Annotated in this window: 14 protein-coding genes; 11 read left to right on the top strand and 3 right to left on the bottom strand. The window is 58.6% G+C overall.

Annotated elements, in window-relative coordinates; translation table 11 throughout:
* Positions 1 to 43 precede the first annotated feature (43 nt).
* Genes JC616_RS08660 through JC616_RS08675 form a run of 4 tightly spaced genes read left to right on the top strand, consistent with a single transcriptional unit; the run spans position 44 to position 2691 of the window.
* Complete coding sequence (locus tag JC616_RS08660) at positions 44 to 403, top strand: COG4315 family predicted lipoprotein (protein ID WP_227107758.1); 360 nt, start codon at positions 44 to 46, stop codon at positions 401 to 403.
* The gene (locus JC616_RS08665) at positions 390 to 1376 is read left to right on the top strand and encodes a YncE family protein (RefSeq protein ID WP_227107759.1); all 987 of its coding nucleotides are present in this window, start codon (positions 390 to 392) and stop codon (positions 1374 to 1376) included. Before JC616_RS08660 ends, JC616_RS08665 begins: the two co-directional genes overlap by 14 nt.
* Complete coding sequence (locus tag JC616_RS08670; RefSeq protein WP_107800122.1) at positions 1373 to 1891, top strand: RNA polymerase sigma factor; 519 nt, start codon at positions 1373 to 1375, stop codon at positions 1889 to 1891. The genes JC616_RS08665 and JC616_RS08670 overlap by 4 nt, the downstream gene beginning before the upstream one ends.
* On the top strand, positions 1891 to 2691 hold the full coding sequence (locus JC616_RS08675; protein ID WP_227107760.1) for an anti-sigma factor family protein: 801 nt from the start codon (positions 1891 to 1893) through the stop codon (positions 2689 to 2691). The genes JC616_RS08670 and JC616_RS08675 overlap by 1 nt, the downstream gene beginning before the upstream one ends.
* 66 nt (positions 2692 to 2757) lie before the next feature.
* Here the strand turns inward: JC616_RS08675 and JC616_RS08680 are convergent, their stop codons facing one another.
* The 3 genes from JC616_RS08680 to JC616_RS08690 form a co-directional block, all read right to left on the bottom strand.
* A complete protein-coding gene (locus JC616_RS08680) occupies positions 2758 to 4158 on the bottom strand; it encodes an L-serine ammonia-lyase (RefSeq protein WP_107800124.1) in 1401 nt (466 codons plus the stop codon).
* Positions 4159 to 4244: 86 nt separating this feature from the next.
* Complete coding sequence (locus JC616_RS08685) at positions 4245 to 5534, bottom strand: HAAAP family serine/threonine permease (RefSeq protein ID WP_107801908.1); 1290 nt, start codon at positions 5532 to 5534, stop codon at positions 4245 to 4247.
* Between the two features lie 201 nt (positions 5535 to 5735).
* On the bottom strand, positions 5736 to 6254 hold the full coding sequence (locus tag JC616_RS08690) for a hypothetical protein (RefSeq protein ID WP_227107762.1): 519 nt from the start codon (positions 6252 to 6254) through the stop codon (positions 5736 to 5738).
* Positions 6255 to 7084: 830 nt separating this feature from the next.
* Between JC616_RS08690 and JC616_RS08695 the strand changes: the two genes are divergently transcribed.
* The 7 genes from JC616_RS08695 (at position 7085) to JC616_RS08725 (ending at position 15254) form a co-directional block, all read left to right on the top strand.
* Positions 7085 to 7297, top strand: coding sequence for a hypothetical protein (locus JC616_RS08695; RefSeq protein WP_107800125.1), 213 nt, complete (start codon positions 7085 to 7087; stop codon positions 7295 to 7297).
* Between the two features lie 5 nt (positions 7298 to 7302).
* On the top strand, positions 7303 to 8130 hold the full coding sequence (locus JC616_RS08700; RefSeq protein WP_227107763.1) for a formate/nitrite transporter family protein: 828 nt from the start codon (positions 7303 to 7305) through the stop codon (positions 8128 to 8130).
* Positions 8131 to 8357: 227 nt separating this feature from the next.
* Entirely contained in the window at positions 8358 to 10616 is a 2259-nt protein-coding gene (gene pflB, locus JC616_RS08705) for a formate C-acetyltransferase (RefSeq protein ID WP_227107765.1), read from the top strand.
* 192 nt (positions 10617 to 10808) lie between these two features.
* The gene (locus JC616_RS08710) at positions 10809 to 11285 is read left to right on the top strand and encodes a VOC family protein (protein ID WP_227107767.1); all 477 of its coding nucleotides are present in this window, start codon (positions 10809 to 10811) and stop codon (positions 11283 to 11285) included.
* A gap of 258 nt (positions 11286 to 11543) precedes the next feature.
* Positions 11544 to 12305 carry a hypothetical protein gene (locus JC616_RS08715; protein WP_227107769.1) on the top strand — a complete coding sequence of 254 codons (762 nt, stop codon included), beginning with the start codon at positions 11544 to 11546 and terminating at the stop codon, positions 12303 to 12305.
* A gap of 175 nt (positions 12306 to 12480) precedes the next feature.
* Entirely contained in the window at positions 12481 to 12777 is a 297-nt protein-coding gene (locus JC616_RS08720; RefSeq protein ID WP_227107771.1) for a VOC family protein, read from the top strand.
* Between the two features lie 143 nt (positions 12778 to 12920).
* A complete protein-coding gene (locus JC616_RS08725) occupies positions 12921 to 15254 on the top strand; it encodes a YecA family protein (RefSeq protein WP_227107772.1) in 2334 nt (777 codons plus the stop codon).
* Positions 15255 to 15320 lie beyond the last annotated feature (66 nt).

The raw sequence follows: 15320 nt of genomic DNA on the forward strand, positions 1-15320 counted from the left end.
GGGCCGGCAGTGGCCGCGTGTTCTACAACGGGAGGAGTCTGCGATGAAAGCATGGATGGCGGTGGCGCTGACGGCGCTGAGCATGGGCGCGTTGGCTGGGGAGGCGGCGTCGCGGCGCGACGGCGCGCTGGTGGACGCGCAAGGCATGACGCTGTACGTCTTCGACAAGGATGCGGCCGGCAGCGGCCGCAGCGCGTGCAATCAGGCTTGCGCGGCGCTGTGGCCGCCCTTGCTGGCGGCGGCGGACGACAGCGCGCCGGAGGGTTTCAGCCGGATCCGCCGCGACGACGGCCAGACGCAGTGGGCGTATCAAGGCAAGCCCTTGTACCGTTTCGCCAAAGACGGCAAGCCGGGCGAGCGCGCCGGCGACGGCTTCAAGGAGGTATGGCATGTGGCGCGTTAAAGCGAGGGCGGTGCTGCTGTTGGCGGCGTTGTCGACACCCTTGGCCTGGGCGCAGGAGCCGGCGGCTTTCGATCCGCAAATCCGCAACAACACCCTGGCGGTCAATCCGGCGGAAACGCTGGCCCTGGCCGGCAACAGTTCCCGCGGCACGCTGCTGGCCTATGACTTGCGCGCCGGCAAGCTGCTGCGCGAACTGCCGGGCTTTGTCACGCCGCGCAATATCGTGTTTTCCCCGGACGGGGAGCGCTTCTACGTCTCCGACAGCAGCAAGGGCGTGGTGGAGCGCTGGCACGCGGGCAGCTGGACGCGGGAAGCCAGCCTGGCGATAGGGCCGGGGGCGTTCGGCACCGCGCTGAACCGGGACGGCAGCCGGCTATACGTCAATAATCAGGCCGCCGGCAGCCTGACCGTGGTCAATCTGCCGCAATGGAAGGTGGAAAAAGTGCTGACCGGTTTCGCCCAGCCGCGCCAGGGCATCAAGGTATCGCCGGACGGCGGCACCGTGTTCGTCACCAACTTCCTGGGCGACAAGATCACCCTGGTGGACGCGGCCAAGCTGGAGACCCGCGCCGAGGTGGGCGGTTTCGACAAGCTGCGCGCCATCTCCGTCAGCGGCGACGGCCGCAGCGTGTTCGCCGCCAATAGCGGCGCGGATACGCTGTCCTGGGTGGATGTGCCCAGCCGGACCGTGATCAAGACGGTGAAAGTGGGGCAAGAACCTTACGGCGCGGCCTTGCGGCCGGACGGGCGCTTCCTGTATTCCGGCAACCTCAAGAGCCACTCGCTGACCGTGGTGTCCTTGCCGGCGTTCGAAGCGGTGGGGGAAATCACCGGCTTCAGCGGGCCGCGTCAGGCCATCAGCTTCAGCCGGGACAGCGGCAAGGCCTGGGTGTTGAACGAAGATCTGGGCATTGCGGAGGTGGATTTGACGCGTAAGGCCATTATCCGGGTGCTGGCCCCCGCCGCTGGATGAGCGAGGCCGCCCAACAGCGCTTCCACCGTCTGCTGGTGGATTGCATTCCGCGGCTGAGGCGTTATGCCCGCGCCCTGGTGTTCGATCAGGGCGCGGCGGACGATCTGGTGCAGGACACGCTGGAGCAAGCCTGGCGCAAGTGGCGGCAATGGCGGGAAGACCGCGACTTGCGCCCCTGGCTGTTCGGCATCATGCACCGGCAGCATATCGACGACTTTCGCCGCTACGGCGCCAGGCGGCAGCCGCTGTCGGAGGATATGGCCGAGCTGACGGTGGACGCGCCGCAGGAGCGCGGCCTGGCGCTGCGCGAACTGGCGGCCAATCTGGCCCGGCTGCCGGAGGAGCAGCGCGCCGTGTTGCTGCTGCTGGCGCTGGAGGACATGAGCTATCAGCAGATTGCGGCGACCTTGGACATTCCGCTGGGCACGGTGATGTCGCGGCTGAGCCGGGGGCGCGAACGCTTGCGCGGTTTGATGGAGGCGGGCGCCGCGCCGGCCGCCGGAGGAGGAGTTTGATGGAAACGGTCACGGAACAGGAATTGCAGGCTTATTTGGACGACGCCTTGCCGCTGGAGCGGCGCGCGGCGGTGGAAGCCTATCTGGACAACCACCCGGAGGCGCGGGAACGGCTGCGGGCTTACCGCCGCTTGCAGGAGGATATCGGCGCCTTGTTCGAGCCGGCCTTGCGAGAGCCCGTCCCGCCGCGCCTGCTGGCCGCCGCGTTGCCGCCGCCGGCTCCGTTGCGGCGAGGGTGGCGGGTGCCGTGGTGGCAGGGCGCGGCCGCGTCCGTGCTGATGTTGGCCCTGGGCGGCGGCGGCGGCTGGTTGCTGCGCGGTCAGCTGCAAGCGCCGGCTGCGCAGTGGGTGGCGGCGGCGGACGGCCAGGAGCCTTTGCCGCGCTTGGCGGCGATGGCGCATGTGGTGTACAGCCCGGACGTGAAGCGGCCGGTGGAAATCGACGCCGAGCATCAGGACCAGTTGGTGGCCTGGCTGTCCAAACGGCTGCAAAGCCGGGTCAAGCCGCCGCTGTTGAGCGCGCAAGGCTATGAGTTGATCGGCGGCCGGCTGTTGCCGGGCGAACAAGGGCCGGTGGCCCAGTTCATGTACCACAACGCCGCCGGTCAGCGCATGACCTTGTACGTGGCCACCACCGCCGCACCGCGCCGCGACGCGGGCTTCCGCTTCGCCAGCCAGGGGCCGGTGAACGTGTTTTATTGGTGGGACGGCCGCTTCGCCTACGCCTTGTCGGCCGGCCTGTCGCGGGATGAGCTGGGGAGGTTGGCGGAGGCGGCGCACGGCCAGTTGCGGACCTCCTGAGCCGCGGGCAAAAAAAACGCCGCCGGTTGGCCCCGGCGGCGTTGTCTTTTGACGGCTGGCCTAAGCTCAGGCCGCGTCGTTCACCCAGCGGATGGCCTGGGTCGGCGCCACCTTGCTCTCGGTCACGATCTGCAGGGCCAGGCCGCCGCAGGAGGTTTCACGGTACTTGGCGTCCATGTCCTTGCCGGTTTCGTACATGGCGGCGATCACCTTGTCCAGCGACACCTTGGGGCTGCTGACGCGGTGCATGGCCATGCGCGCGGCGTTGATGGCCTTGACCGCTGCGATGGCGTTGCGCTCGATGCAGGGAATCTGCACCTGGCCGCCCACCGGGTCGCAGGTCAGGCCCAGATTGTGCTCCATGGCGATTTCCGCCGCCATGCACACCTGGGACGGGCTGCCGCCCATCAACTCGGTCAGGCCGGCCGCGGCCATGGAACAAGCCACGCCCACCTCGCCCTGACAGCCCACCTCGGCGCCGGAGATCGACGCGTTCAGCTTGAACAGGCAACCAATGGCGCCGGAAGACAGGAAGAAGCGCAGGCAGCTGTCCTCGTCCAGCGGCTGGATGAAGTGGTTGTAGTAGGCCAGCACCGCCGGCACGATGCCGCAGGCGCCGTTGGTGGGCGCGGTGACCACGCGGCCGCCGGCCGCGTTTTCTTCCGACATCGCCATCGCGTACATATTGACCCAATCCATCACGCTCATCGGGTCCTTGGCCACTTGCAAGGAACTGGTCAGCATCCGGTGCAGGGCCGGCGCGCGGCGCGGAATCCGCATCGGGCCGGGCAGATTGCCCTCGGTGCGCATGCCGCGGTCAATGCTGGTCTTCATCACATCCCACACTTTGGCGAAATGCTGCTGAACGTCCTTGACCTCATGGAAGGCTTTTTCGTTTTCCATCACCAGCGCGGAAATGGACAGGCCGGTTTCCTCGCACATATCCATCATCTGCTGCGCGCTGAGGAAGTGATAAGGCACCGGGGTATCGCTGCAGGAGCTTTGATTGAAATGCTCCTCGTCCACGATGAAGCCGCCGCCGATCGAATAATACGTCTTGGTCAGCACGCACTCGTCGCCGACAAAGGCGTGGATCTGCATGCCGTTTTCGTGCATCGGCAGGTTGGCGGTGTGGAAATCCATGTCGAAGCCCACGCGCTGATGCGTGCGGCCCAGCGTCAGCTGGCGGGTTTTTTCCACATCGGCGATCAGGGCCGGCGTCTGTTCCGGGTCCACGGTGTCCGGCAGATTGCCGGCCAGGCCCAGGATGATGGCGTGGTCGGTGCAATGCCCCTTGCCGGTCAGGGCCAGCGAGCCGTAGCAGTCGACGTGAACATGGGTGACTTGGTTGAAACGGCCGGTTTCCTTGAGCGAGCCCAGGAACTGGTGGCCGGCCTTCATCGGACCGACGGTGTGGGAACTGGAGGGGCCGACGCCGATTTTGTAGATATCAGTCATGCTGAACATGATTGCTTACCTCTTGGCTTGATACTTTGGCTTGATGCTGAGGAGCCCGGCCGGCCGTAACCGGCCGGGCTGTCAGAGAAGGGCGATCAGGCGAACAGATCGTAGAAGATGGCGGAGATGGCGATCAGGCCGATCAGAACCACGAAGATGTTGCTGGCGGCGCCGGAGTATTTCTTCATGGCCGGCACTTTGGCGATGGCGTACATCGGCATCAGGAACAGCAGCATCGCGATCACCGGGCCGCCCAGGGTTTCGATCATGCCCAGGATGCTGGGGTTGAAGGTGGCCACGGCCCAGGTGGTGATGATCATGAACACGGCGGTGAAGCGGTCCAGTTTGGCGGTCTCGATGGATTTGCCGCTCTGGCGCAGTTGCTTGATGATCAGGCCGTTGAAGCCTTCTTTGGCGCCCAGGTAGTGACCCAGGAAGGATTTGCTGATGGCGACGATGGCGATCAGCGGAGCCACCCATTCAATCACCGGGTTGCGGAAGTGGTTGGCGAGGTAGGACAGGATGGAAATGTTCTGCGCCTTGGCGGCGGCCAGGTCGGCCGGGGACAGGCTGAACACGCAGCTGAACACGAAGAACATCACCGACAGCACCATCATGATGTGAGCGCGGATCAGCACGCGGCCGGCGGCCGGCTCAGCGGCGTCGCCATGCAGTTTCTGCTGGTCAACCGAGAAGGACGAAATGATGGGCGAGTGGTTGAAGGAGAACACCATGACCGGGATGGCCAGCCACAGCGTTTTGTAGAACGCGCCGTGGGACAGGGCGTCGCCCAGGCTGCCGGCTTGCTGGATGGCCGAGCTGTTCCATTCCGGAACCAGGTACAGCGCCAGCAGCATCAGGCAGGCGACAAAGGGGTAAACCAGCACGCTCATGGCCTTGACGATCATCTTCTCGCCCAGGCGCACGATGGCCATCAGACCCAGGATCAGGATCAGCGACAGGATGGCGCGCGGCGGAGCGGACACGCCCAGCTGGTTGACCATGAAGGATTGCACGGTATTGGTGATGGCAACGCTATACACCAACAGAATGGGGTAGATGGCGAAGAAGTAGAGCAGGGTGATCAGCTTGCCCGCGCCCACGCCAAAGTGCTCTTCCACCACCTCGGTGATGTCGGCGCCCGGCTTGGAGCTGGACAGTACGAAACGGGTGAGGCCGCGGTGAGCGAAGAAAGTCAGCGGCAGGGCCAGCAGCGCCATGACGATCAGCGGCCACAGACCGCCAATGCCTGCGTTGATGGGCAGGAACAAGGTGCCGGCGCCAATGGCGGTGCCGTACAGACCCAACATCCAGACGGTATCTTGCTTGGTCCAGGAGGACGAAGCGCCTGATTTGGGCAGGGGGGTGGAAACGGCTTGAGACATGATATTGGCCTTCATTAAAGACAAATGGGGTAATCGTTCTGGCGTGCCGCCCGGCGGCGCGCCGTTTTCATCTCTTGCTAGACTTTTGGTCAGTAGCTGGAACCGCTGATTAGTGATTCACGGCTTCATTGATGTGCATGGTATAGGCAGTTGTACTGCGAGGGTTACACCTTTCAGAACATCAGTTGATTCTAATCAACTTTATTTTGAAGCAAAACGAACATCCGAACAATTGCTATTTGCTGTAGATGTCTTATCAATATAATGACGATTGCTTTGTTTTGGTTTAAAAAACCACAGAATATCTATGTTTATTGAAAAAATGGCTAGAAAATTCGCATTTTTTGAGAATCTTCCAATTTTCGGATTGCTTTGTTTTATTGTTGCTTTGCTGATTGTTGCTGAGTGAAATCGAGCGCTTGCTTGAAAAAGCGCATCGACTTTGCGCAATAGTTCGAGGCAGTTGTAGCGGGAAGGAACACGCCAATGACATGGTTGCCGCTGGCGCGGCGGCACGGGTGCTTGGCTGCGGCGAGTGGTTTGCCCATCCGGTTTTTGCTTTATAACTTTATGAATAAAATGAATTAATTCGGTTTTGACGTCTGGGGGCGGGGATGGAGAGACGGTGCTGGGCGCCGCCGCTTGCGTCAAGACATTTGCTATATCAGCAGAGCCGAGAGCGGGCGGTGGAGTATCATAATATGAAATCTGAGCAGCCAAATCGTTTTCGAAAACGAACAAAAATATTTCAAAACGAACATTATTTGGTTGGTTTCCAACATGCCGCTAGCGTTCAAACGATCGTTTTTCTATTATCCGTATGATTTATATGGTGTTTTTGCTTGTTTATTATCGCGCTTGCCATCCGCCTAAGGGCCTGTTCAAAGTCTCGCGAGCAAGCACCAGGCAAGGCCTTGCCGCCGAAGAAGCGGAATACGCAAGGGGCGCATGGGCGCTCTGAAGCCGGTTTCAAGGCCTCGCTCTGACCATCCCGCTGACGCGCGGCAGGCGGTGAACCGCCTCTTAAGAGCGGCAAACACGCTCAAGTTTTACGGCTGAGGCAAGGCGCGCCAACGCCGGCGCTACGGGAATCGCTCAAGTCGGCGCACGCGGCATCGGGGTTGCTTGGCCGCGCTAGCGGTTCAAGACCGCGCGATTAGGGGCAAGGCCGGGCGCGGCGGTCTCAAGGGCGGAATGCGCCAGGGACGCATGCGCATCCTCGAAACCGCGATTGCTGCGCCGCGTCCCGCCAGGCGCAGCGGCTCTTGAATGGCTAGGCAAGAGGCTGTATCAACGTCTCGCGAGCCGGAGCGAGTCAGGGCGGAAACCGCTGAGAAAGCGGGATGCGCGCGCGGTGCGTCAGCATTTCGAAGCGGCGCTCGCCGCGCCGTGTCTTGTAAAGCGCGGCAGGCTTTGAACCGGATCTAAGGAGAGCCGGCGGCTGAGCCGCGGCGGGGACGGCAAATCCATTGCCGGGCATGTTGTAAAAAGAAAGGCTTGAGCGAAAGCGGGCCAAGGAAAGGCTTGCGTTTGATAGTTATCAAACAACAATGATGCAATACGAACATAAAATTTTCGTGAATCAACAATCAGGGCAAGCGCAGACGCGGGAACCAATCAAGGATGACAGCCAACCAAGCCAATGCCGGAAGCAGGCCGGGCCGGGCAAAATCCGGCAAAACCTGAAAACGGCATCAGCAGTTGATAGGCATTGCATCAAGATGGACCCGCGGCTGGCGGCGTTGCCCAAGCTCGCGAAATGAAAAACATGAATCACGCCTCCACACTCGCCTACGTCGCGGCAGAAGCCGCCGCCAAACAGACCGTGCTGCGTCAGCACCCCGGCCGCTATCTATTGAGCGCCGGCATGGCCGGCGCGCTGATCGCCGTGGTGCTCAGCGTCAGCCTCAAGCTGGGGCAGGTCTTCTTCGCCGTCGGCTCCCCCGGCTACTACATCGCCGTGGCCGGCTTCTTCGGCGTGGCCCTGGTCAGCATCATCGTCTGCAAGCTGGAGCTGTTCACCAGCAATGTGATGTACTTCAGCGTGGGCGTGCTCAGCGGCGACTGCCGCGTCTGCAACCTGCTGCGCAGCTGGACCCTGGTCTACCTGGGCAATCTGCTGGGCGTGTTGCTGTTTACCGCCGTGTTCGCCGGCGCCGGCGGCATGGGCAGCCTGCCGGCCGACCACCTGCTGTTCAATGTGGCCGCGCACAAAGTGCACGCCGGCGGCTGGGAAATCTTCTGGAAGGGCGCGCTGTGCAACTGGGTGATCTGTCTGGCGGTATGGGTGCCGCTGCGCATGGCCGGCGACGCCGCCAAGATGCTGATGATCCTGCTGCTGGTCTTCGTGTTCTTCTTCTCCGGCTTTGAGCACAGCATCGCCAATATGGCCTTCTTCTCGCTGGCCCTGCTGCACGGCATGCAAGGCCTGGACGCCGCCGCCATCCTGCACAATATGATTCCGGCCACCCTGGGCAATATCGCCGGCGGCGCGCTGGGCGTGGGCCTGGTGGTTTACCTGCTGGAGCGCCACACCCTGCCGGCGCGGCGCGAAGCCGCAAAACCGGCCGCGGCGGCGCTTGGAACGAGTGTTTGATGTTCGTTTTCGAATGTAATGCGCCGGCTACAATGACGGCGTGTTGATGTGGTTTTTCAGGGTATTGAAAATAAAGCGTTTTTTGAGAGATTTTGCCGCCGTCGCAGGCGGGAGCGCACACGCGTTTTAGTCTGCGGCAGTTGATCTTTATCAAACGATTTTTTTCGAAACCGAATGTACAATATGTTCAGTACTCAACATTTACTGATAGTTACTAGGAGGCACACATGGATGCTCTGAATCGTGACGCGACTCAAGCCAACCCCTGGCGCGATTTCACCGGCGGTGAATGGCAAAGCAAGGTGGATGTCCGCAACTTCATCCAGCTGAACTACAAGCCGTTTGAAGGTGACGCCAGCTTCCTGGCGCCCGCTACCGCGCGCACCCAAAAGCTGTGGGACACCCTGAGCGAGTTGCTGAAAGAAGAACGCGCCCGTGGCGTGCTGGATGTAGCCGCGGACCGCGGCAGCTCCATCACCGCGCATGACGCCGGCTACATCGACCAAGCCAGCGAAGTCATCGTCGGCCTGCAAACCGATGCGCCGCTCAAGCGCGCCATCATGCCCAACGGCGGCCTGCGCATGGTTGAGAACGGCCTGGAAGCCTTCGGCTTCAAGCTGGACCCGGTCATCAAGGACGTGTGGACCCACTATCGCAAGAGCCACAACCAGGGCGTGTTCGACACCTACACCCCGGACATCATGGCCGCGCGCAAATCCGGCGTGATCACCGGCCTGCCGGACGCCTACGGCCGCGGCCGCATCATCGGCGACTACCGCCGCGTGGCCCTGTACGGCACCGACTTCCTGCGCGCCGAACGCCAAAAAGTATTCCATGAGCTGGACGACGCCGTTTTCAACGAAGACGTGCTGCGCCTGCGCGAAGAACTGTCCGAACAATTCCGCGCGCTGGACGAACTGAAGCAGATGGCCGCCAAGTACGGCTTCGACATCAGCCGCCCGGCCGTCAACGCCCGCGAAGCGGTGCAGTGGACCTACTTCGCCTACCTGGCCGCCGTGAAAGAACAAAACGGCGCCGCCATGTCCTTCGGCCGCGTCGCCACCTTCCTGGACGTCTACATCGAGCGCGATCTGGCCTCCGGCGCGCTGACTGAAGAACAAGCCCAGGAAATGATCGACGACCTGGTGATCAAGCTGCGCATCGTGCGCTTCCTGCGCACCCCGGAATACGACCAACTGTTCTCCGGCGACCCGACCTGGGTGACCGAATCCATCGGCGGCATGGGCGAAGACGGCCGCACCCTGGTGAGCAAGAGCAGCTTCCGCTTCCTCAACACCCTGTACAACCTGGGCCCGGCGCCGGAACCCAACCTGACCGTGTTGTGGTCCACCCAGCTGCCGCGCGGCTTCAAAGACTTCTGCGCCAAAGTGTCCATCGACACCAGCTCCATCCAGTACGAAAATGACGACCTGATGCGTCCGCACTGGGGCGACGACTACGGCATCGCCTGCTGCGTGTCCGCGATGCGCATCGGCAAGCAAATGCAGTTCTTCGGCGCCCGCGCCAACCTGGCCAAAGCCATGCTCTACGCCATCAACGGCGGCGTGGATGAAAAATCCGGCCTGCAAGTGGCCAAGGGTTTCGAGCCGATCAAGAGCGATGTGCTGACCTCCGAAGAACTGATGCCCAAGTTCGACCTGCTGATGGACTGGCTGGCCGCGACTTACGTCAAGGCGCTGAACTGCATCCACTACATGCACGACAAATACGCCTACGAACGCATCGAAATGGCGCTGCACGACCGCGACATCCTGCGCACCATGGCTTGCGGCATCGCCGGCCTGTCCGTGGCCGCCGACTCCCTGTCCGCCATCAAGCACGCCAAAGTGCACATCATCCGCAACGAAGCGGGCCTGGCGGTGGACTACAAGATCGAAGGCGACTACCCGGCTTACGGCAACAACGACGACCGCGCCGACAGCATCGCGGTATGGCTGACCGAAACCTTCATGGACAAGATCAAGGCCCAGCCGCACTTCTACCGCAACGCGATGCCGACTCAGTCCGTGCTCACCATCACCTCCAACGTGGTGTACGGCAAGAAAACCGGCAACACCCCGTGCGGCCGCCGCGCCGGCGAACCGTTCGCCCCGGGCGCCAACCCGATGAACGGCCGCGACGTGAAAGGCTTTGTCGCCGCGGGCGCATCGGTAGCCAAGCTGCCGTATGAAGCCGCGCTGGACGGCATCAGCTGGACCGCCTCCGCCACCCCGGACGCGCTGGGCCATAGCGAAGAAGAACGCGTTGCCAACCTGGCCAACTGCCTGGACGGCTTCTCCGACGCCGGCGGCTTCCACGTCAACGTCAACGTGTTCAAGCGCGAAACCCTGATGGACGCGATGGAACACCCGGAGCTGTACCCGCAACTGACCATCCGCGTGTCCGGCTATGCGGTGAACTTCGTCAAGCTGACGCGCGAGCAACAGCTGGACGTGATCAACCGCACCTTCCACGGCAGCATGTAAGCGCAAGGCCGCTGGCCGCCGCGACGGCCAGCCGGCACCGCGCCAAGCCTCCCCTCATAGGGGAGGCTTTTTTTATGCGCGGCTGTTTTGGATCAATGCCGCAAAAAATGCCCATGTGCTATAAAATGGTTTCATTTATACGTCATTCTTTTTGAGTGCCTGCAAAACCTAAGCGCGCCGGAGGAGGGGGTCATGCACAAAAACACCGTCTGCCTGTGGTACGACGGCGACGCCGAAGACGCCGCGCGTTTCTACGCCGCCACCTTCCCGGATAGCCGCATCGGCGCGGTGCTGCGCGCGCCCGGCGATTACCCGGCCGGCGAGGAAGGAGATGTGCTCACCGTGGAGTTCACCGTGCTGGGCATTCCCTGTCTGGGTATCAATGGCGGCCCAGCCTTCAAACATAGCGAAGCCTTCTCCTTTCAAGTGGCCACCGAGGACCAGGCCGAAACCGACCGCCTGTGGCAAGCCATTGTCGGTAACGGCGGCCAGGCCAGCGCCTGCGGCTGGTGCAAGGATAAATGGGGTCTGAGCTGGCAAATCACGCCGCGGATGTTGACCGAAGCGTTGGCCGATCCGGACCGGGCCGCCGCCAAGCGGGTGTTCGACGCGATGATGGGGATGGTGAAGATTGATATTGCGGGGATTGAGAAGGCGAGGAGGGGGTAGTTTTTAGAAGGCGGTTTTGATTTTAGGCCGGGATGCCTGCTGATAGTTAGTGGTGGTGCCTGGAGTCTTTTTTTCAAAATAGGTATTGATAGTGCACAATTGTTTGGAATTCAGATGTTTTGTTATGTTTATGGGTAAAAGTGTTTTTTAAAATGTCGATTTGAGCAATAAATTTCGTATCGTTGATGTTGGTTTTATGTTGCCCTGAAATTGTATGAATTAGTTAAATTGCAGGTGCGCACTCATGGGAGAAATTCAATGTTTGAAAGCAACTATACGTGTCACTTCTTTAGACGATGGGGCTATGAAGAGGGGAGGAAAGGCATTCCACTTGAAGATGCATTACTTGGCAATATGCAAAACGATTTTGATGCAAAGTTCGGTGATGTGTGTGCAGAAATAGGTGTTCGATATTTTATTATTGAGTTCAAAAGAAATCGCGAAGAGTTTAGCAAAGAGGTGTCTCCATCTGGAAAAATCCATCGAGCACATCTTTATCAACACCTCAGACATGACTCTTACTGTCGTTCAATTGCGCGTCAAGGACATTTTGGCGCCTATGCAGACGCAAAACACCAATTGCTGTTTGAACCATATGCACATTGTCCTACTGCTGCTCAAACTAAAGAAGAAATTCTTGCAAAACAATTTTCGGCAGTGATGCCATGGCATGAGCTGGACAACCAAGCGTGGATTTCAAATTTTAATGAATTTTATCGGTCAATTGCAGAGGTGGGCTCTGATTTGTGTGACGCAACTCCTGGGTTTTTTGAGAAGGGTCTAGGGATTACTATGTCTCACTTAGAAGAGTATATTCAATGCATGTATCAACACCTTGAGTCTATTGAAAATGATTCTGGTGAGTCTATTTTAGGGGCGTTTTCTCCATTGACGGGGAAGTTTGTAGCATTCAATGGAAGTATTGGTGAATTGGTTAGCCACTTGCATCGTTTCTTTGAAGAAATGAAGTCTAGCCAAGCCTGTGACTTAAATGCTCGGTCAAGCAGACCTCACATATAAAGTCACGTGATGTCCTTTGCATTAAATATTTCCGGAGTGTTCGTTTTTCAAAGGCTTCGGGGGCAAGTTGTCATCGGCTCATCACATGCTACCTCAAGAATCCCCACTGCCAAACCAAATCCCGGTCTTGGCTGGGGGGCTTTCCTTACTTGTGTAGTTTTCAATATTTTTGGGTTTGGCCTGTTTCCAGCACAGCGAAGCCTTTTCCTTTCAAGTAGCCACCGAAGACCAGGCGGAAACCGACCGCCTGTGGCAAGCCATTGTCGGCAACGGCGGTCAGGCCAGCGCCTGCGGCTGGTGCAAGGATAAATGGGGCCTAAGCTGGCAAATCACCCCGCGCGTGTTGACCGAGGCGCTGGCCGATCCCGACCGGGTCGCCGCCAAGCGGGTGTTCGACGCGATGATGGGGATGGTGAAGATTGATATTGCGGGGATTGAGAAGGCGAGGAGGGGATGTGAAAAGCAACCTTGATTTTGCTGTAATCAATAGCTAAATAATGATTTTTTTGTGATTGGTCGAGTGGTTTTAGATAACGGTTATAGTTTGAGTGTGGGTATCTTGGGTGTGTGGCCCACGTTGTAGGGGCTGGTTTTCAGTAATGTCGGAAATGAATTATGGGTGAAATAGAGCAAAATAAAGCGGTAGATTCTTTATTGAAAGAGATGGAAGCGATCGCGGCTCAAATGCGTGAGTTAATCATCTCCATGCCTGTGTATGACTTACTTGGCTACCTCTATGCCCAGCGTATGATAAAGGCAATGGCTGAACAAAGCATCTCCGAGGAATTGCAAAAAGTAGATAGGCTGGAAGATCCGATCGATGAAATGCAGTTTTTGTTGGAGTATGTGCACGCAGTCTTGGCGTCTGATATTCCTTCAGTAGAAACAGAATTTGATGAAACTAAGTGCGTAGAGCTTTTTGAAATTAGCCATAACCTGCGAATGCAGGCTATGTCCTTTGCAATGGTTTCCTCCCTCAATACTAAGAGCGGCGCATTTGGTCCTGATACTGGTGATATTGAGTGCCAAGCGAAATTGAACTGGGTCATGCTCCGAGGGAGTCGCTACCAAGTATTGGAAGGTGAGTTCTATCGCTATACTCTGGAACCCCACAATGATGTTCTGATGGAGGTGTACGGTGTAGATGCTGCCGATATTGCGGAAGGTTTTCAGGCCATGGCTGATGCCACGCGTTCTGGGCATGCTAACGCTATCGAGGAGCTCATGGGGCAGTTTGAATCGGCACAGGCCTTCGCAGTAGCACGGAGAGAGCCTCTGAAAGACGTTGTAGAGGCTTGGGCAGCGGATAATGTAGAGCAATCGAAAGATGCCAGCCGGGCGATGGATGACGTGTTCCGGGGCGGTATCGCTAATGTGAGCCGACACACGAAGCTACCTCCGATGTTGTTGGCGGACCTGGCGTATCAGCGCGGAGAAGAAACCGAGTTCTTCGCAGCGGGCGATTTTGCGGGGACACCCTATCGAACATTGCCTGCTCGGAAGAAACCACTAATCCAGCTTGATTCGGACTACTACGCCGTCGATCCGTGCTTCATCCGCGATGCGGGGTATCGAGCACTTCTCTATAACCTCCTTCAGCGAAAACCGGACTACAAGAAGACTTTTGAAGATCGGCAGAAGACAATGAGCGAAGCTGCTTTCGCCGACATTCTGGCCTCCCAGTTTCCTGACGCTACAGTTTTCCAGGAGGTTTACTACAAGGACCCTGCTAACAAGCAGTGGTCTGAAAACGATACCCTCATCTTGATTGATGATGTGCTGTTCCTAGTTGAAGCCAAGGCCGGCGCAGCTGCAACGATCTCATCGCCAACGCTTGATTTCGGTCGCCACGCCCAGTCCGTACAGGACTTGGTGCTCAAAGCCTATAAGCAATGTGAGCGCTTCTTCAATTATCTGAATTCGGCGGACGAAGTACCTCTCTATCACTTGGTGGATGGAAAATACGGAGAATGTGGTCGGGTCCGCCGCGCTGATTACCGTGTGATGGTACCAATTGGGCTGACAGTCGAGTCGTTCTCACCTTTTTCCACGTACTGTAAGGAGCTGCCACAAGTTGAGCCGTTGCTTGGACGGCATGCCTTCATCTCTCTTTCCATTGATGACCTTTTTGTCCTCAAGCGCTTCCTGCCTACACCGGGTGAGTTCACCCACTACATCGAAGTACGGCAGGCTGTGGCGGGGATGCGTCGTGCTCATTTATTTGATGAGTTCGACCACTTGGGTGCGTATCTGAAGAAAAACCGTTTCGATCAGGACATCGCTGACCAACTGAAGGATGGCAAGATAAATATGGTTGTCTGGAACGGAATGAGCGACATCGTCAACAAGAGTTTCGAGGGTGAGGGCTGGGAAAGCCGGCCGTTTCCGACACAGGACTTCCCGAAGGAGGTGCAGAAGCTGCTCGGAGCGCTTGACGGCACCCGAGCACGTGGATGGCTCTCAGTGGAGAGTCATATCCGAGACTTGGGAGAGGAGGGCCGGAGTAACCTGGCTAAGATGCTGTGCGACTTTCGCCAAACTCTGGACCAGCATCCTGCTCGTTACTTTGTCCTGTGCGGGGACGGTGGGCCGCTCTTCGTTTGGCTTCAACAACATAACAACCTCATTGATTGGGGAAAAGTGAATGACAAGGCCAGTGCAGCTGCCTTGGCCGTCAGGGTTTCGAATGTCGTTGGAGTCGTGGCAGAGGCGAGTGCCGACGGAGCCTACTATCGAGCGCAGTCTTTCGTGGTCCACATACCTACTGAGCGAACGGAAGAAAATGCCCATATTTACGAAGATGCTACGCGAATGGCTCAACCCAAGCGGACAGTGAATCTCAACCAACCGAAAAATATCGTGCCTTCTGAGAAGAGCAAAAAGCTAGGGAGGAATGATCTATGTCCGTGTGGTAGTTATTTAAAGTACAAAAAATGCCATGGTCGTTAAGGGGGCGCCCGAAGGGAGATTTGATTGGTGTCAACAATATAAAAGTTATGCTCACCAACCCGGTGA

The organism is Chromobacterium rhizoryzae, assembly GCF_020544465.1.
GTDB lineage: Bacteria > Pseudomonadota > Gammaproteobacteria > Burkholderiales > Chromobacteriaceae > Chromobacterium.

Excerpts from the sequence above, each read along its gene's own strand:
- JC616_RS08660 (WP_227107758.1), top strand. The coding sequence starts at position 44 with ATGAAAGCATGGATGGCGGTGGCGCTGACGGCGCTGAGCATGGGCGCG.
- JC616_RS08665 (WP_227107759.1), top strand. The coding sequence starts at position 390 with ATGTGGCGCGTTAAAGCGAGGGCGGTGCTGCTGTTGGCGGCGTTGTCG.
- JC616_RS08670 (WP_107800122.1), top strand. The coding sequence starts at position 1,373 with ATGAGCGAGGCCGCCCAACAGCGCTTCCACCGTCTGCTGGTGGATTGC.
- JC616_RS08675 (WP_227107760.1), top strand. The coding sequence starts at position 1,891 with ATGGAAACGGTCACGGAACAGGAATTGCAGGCTTATTTGGACGACGCC.
- JC616_RS08680 (WP_107800124.1), bottom strand. The coding sequence starts at position 4,158 with ATGTTCAGCATGACTGATATCTACAAAATCGGCGTCGGCCCCTCCAGT.
- JC616_RS08685 (WP_107801908.1), bottom strand. The coding sequence starts at position 5,534 with ATGTCTCAAGCCGTTTCCACCCCCCTGCCCAAATCAGGCGCTTCGTCC.
- JC616_RS08695 (WP_107800125.1), top strand. The coding sequence starts at position 7,085 with ATGATGCAATACGAACATAAAATTTTCGTGAATCAACAATCAGGGCAA.
- JC616_RS08700 (WP_227107763.1), top strand. The coding sequence starts at position 7,303 with ATGAATCACGCCTCCACACTCGCCTACGTCGCGGCAGAAGCCGCCGCC.
- pflB (WP_227107765.1), top strand. The coding sequence starts at position 8,358 with ATGGATGCTCTGAATCGTGACGCGACTCAAGCCAACCCCTGGCGCGAT.
- JC616_RS08710 (WP_227107767.1), top strand. The coding sequence starts at position 10,809 with ATGCACAAAAACACCGTCTGCCTGTGGTACGACGGCGACGCCGAAGAC.
- JC616_RS08715 (WP_227107769.1), top strand. The coding sequence starts at position 11,544 with ATGTTTGAAAGCAACTATACGTGTCACTTCTTTAGACGATGGGGCTAT.
- JC616_RS08725 (WP_227107772.1), top strand. The coding sequence starts at position 12,921 with ATGGGTGAAATAGAGCAAAATAAAGCGGTAGATTCTTTATTGAAAGAG.